The organism is Rhizobacter sp. (assembly GCF_031412495.1).
In the GTDB taxonomy this organism is placed as follows: Bacteria; Pseudomonadota; Gammaproteobacteria; order Burkholderiales; family Burkholderiaceae_C; genus Schlegelella_A.
Genome location: NZ_JANODC010000410.1, coordinates 1 through 2,652, shown reverse-complemented (window position 1 = coordinate 2,652; position 2,652 = coordinate 1). Strand labels below are relative to the sequence as shown.

Genomic DNA, 2,652 nt, shown 5'->3' with positions numbered 1-2,652 from the left:
CTAGGCACCTGTGCGGCCGAGGCGCATCTCGAGCCCGACCGGCCCCATCGCGAACGCGAAGCGCTCGCGCGCCGGCGTGCCGTCGCGGGTGCCGACGCGCTCGATGGCGAAGCCGCCGAGCAGCATGGCGATGGCCATCTTCATCTCGAGCAGGGCCAGGTAGCGGCCGGGGCACAGGCGCGGCCCTGCGCCGAAGGGCATCGACACGCGCGTCGTCGAGCGCGCGCTCGGCGCCTCGGCCGTGCCAGCGAGCCAGCGCTCGGGCTCGAACGCGGTGGCGCGCGGGAAGTAGCGTTCCTCGAGCACGTCGGGCCGCATCACGGCGACGACGAAGGTGTGCGCCGGCACCTCGACGTCGCCGACCGTCGTGTCGAGGTTGGCCTGCGACGGCAGCAGCGGCGCGACCGGCTTCAGGCGCATCGTCTCGTTGATGCAGGCGTCGAGGTACGGCAGCTCGGCCATCTGCTCGAGCGTGAACTGCGACGGGTCGGGAGCGACGCGCAGCACTTCCTCGCGGGCCCGGCGCATCGCCTCGGGATGGCGGTGCAGGAAGTCGAACAGCCAGGCCAGGGTGTTGGCCGTGGTGTCCTCGCCGGCGATGAGGGCGACGAACACGTTGCCGGCGATGTCGCGGTCGTCGACCTCGCTGCCGGGCGCGTCGGCGGCCACGATCATCGCCTCGAGCAGGTTGCGCGGCTTGCTGCGCAGCCCGGGGTCGTCGCGAAGGCGCTGCCGCGCCGCGGCGATGAAGCCGGCGATCGCCGCCTTGACCTCGGCGACGCTGCGGTCGAGCCGGCGGTCGGCCGGAAGGCGGATCCAGTGCCAGTACGGCAGCGCCGACAGCGAGCGGCGAGCCAGGGCCGGGAAGATGTGGTTGAGGTGGCGCTGGATGACGTCCTCGTCGGACTCGAGCGTGTTGACGTCGGCACCGAAGGCGAGGCCGGCGATGGCGTCGACGGTGTAGCGCATCAGGTCGGCCTGCAGGTCGATCGTCGCGCCGGCGTCGGCGGCCTTGCGCCAGCGGCCCTGGAGCCGGCCGACGACCTTGCGCAGCGACGGGAAGAAGGCCTTGACGTGGCCCGGGTCCATCGCCGCCATGACCATCCGCCGCTGCCGCTTCCAGACCTCGGCGTTGGCGAAGAAGAGGCCCTCGTCGAAGCCCATCTCCTGCACGATGCGGGCGTGGTTGGTAGGCCGCAGAAAGCGCTCAGGGCGGTCGCGGAGGACCGAGGCGATCACCGCGTGATCGGCGACGAGGAGGAGGTTGCGCGGCCCCACGCGCACGCGCACGTACGGTCCGTACTCGGCCACCCACTCGGCGAAGCGCTCGTGGACGCGGCTCTTGTCGAACTGCAGGGCATTGCCGAAGAACGGCACGCCGCGCGGGCCGGGAACGTCGGCGTAGCGGCGCGTCGCGCCGAGGGTCGCGCTCACATGCTCTCCGCGTACAGCTCGCGGCCGATCAGCATGCGCCGGATCTCGCTCGTGCCGGCGCCGATCTCGTAGAGCTTGGCGTCGCGCCAGAGCCGGCCGACCGGGTACTCGTTGGTGTAGCCGACGCCGCCGAGGGCCTGGATCGCCTCCCCGGCCATCCAGGTCGCCTTCTCGGCCGAGTAGAGGATCGCGCCGGCGGCATCCTTCCTCAGCGTGCGCGAGTGGTCGCCGCGATCGCAGGCCTCGGCCACCGCGTAGACGTAGGCACGGCACGCCGACCAGGTGGTGTACATGTCGGCGACCTTGCCCTGCATGAGCTGGAACTCGCCGATCGACTGGCCGAACTGCTTGCGCTCGTGGATGAAGGGAAGGACCGCGTCCATGCACGCGGCCATGATGCCGAGCGGCCCGCCCGAGAGCACGGCCCGCTCGTAGTCGAGCCCGCTCATCAGGACCTTGACGCCGCCGCCTTCGGCGCCGAGCACGTTCTCCGCCGGCACCTCGCAGTCCTCGAAGAACACCGGCCAGGTGTTCGAGCCGCGCATGCCGAGCTTGTCGAGCTTGGTGCCGAACGACAGTCCGCGGAAGCCCTTCTCGACGATGAAGGCGGTCACGCCGCCTGCGCCCTTCTCCGGTGCCGTCTTGGCGTAGACGACCATCGTGTCGGCGTCGCCGCCGTTGGTGATCCACATCTTCGAGCCGTTCAGCACGTAGCGGTCGCCGTTCTGTCCACCGATACGCTCGGCGCGCAGCTTCATGCTGACGACGTCGGAGCCGGCGTTCGGCTCGCTCATGGCCAGCGCGCCGACGTGCTCGCCGGAGACGAGCCTGGGCAGGTACTTGCGCTTCTGCGCCTCGCTGCCGTTGCGGTGGATCTGGTTGACGGCGAGGTTCGAGTGCGCGCCGTACGACAGGCCCACCGAGGCCGAAGCCCGCGACACCTCCTCCATGGCGACGACGTGCGCCAGGTAGCCGAGGCCGCTGCCGCCGTACTCCTCCTGCACCGTCATCCCGTGCAGGCCCAGGCCGCCGAGCTTCTGCCACAGGTCCACCGGAAACAGGTTGTCGCGGTCGATGGCGGCGGCACGCGGCGCGATCTCGGCGTCGGCGAACTGCTGCACGCTGTCGCGCAGCATGGCGATGGTGTCCCCGAGGTCGAAGGCGAGGCCGGGCAGGTGGGGCATGGAAGTCTCCGGGAACGGCTGGCGCAGGAGCTTA

General features: G+C 71.0%; 2 protein-coding genes. Both read right to left on the bottom strand.

Annotated features, from left to right (window positions below; translation table 11 throughout):
• On the bottom strand, positions 1 to 1,434 hold the full coding sequence (locus tag AC30N0_RS15125) for a cytochrome P450 (RefSeq protein ID WP_489518729.1): 1,434 nt from the start codon (positions 1,432 to 1,434) through the stop codon (positions 1 to 3).
• Positions 1,431 to 2,618 carry an isovaleryl-CoA dehydrogenase gene (locus AC30N0_RS15120; protein WP_489518730.1) on the bottom strand — a complete coding sequence of 396 codons (1,188 nt, stop codon included), beginning with the start codon at positions 2,616 to 2,618 and terminating at the stop codon, positions 1,431 to 1,433. Before AC30N0_RS15120 ends, AC30N0_RS15125 begins: the two co-directional genes overlap by 4 nt.
• Positions 2,619 to 2,652: the final 34 nt, after the last annotated feature.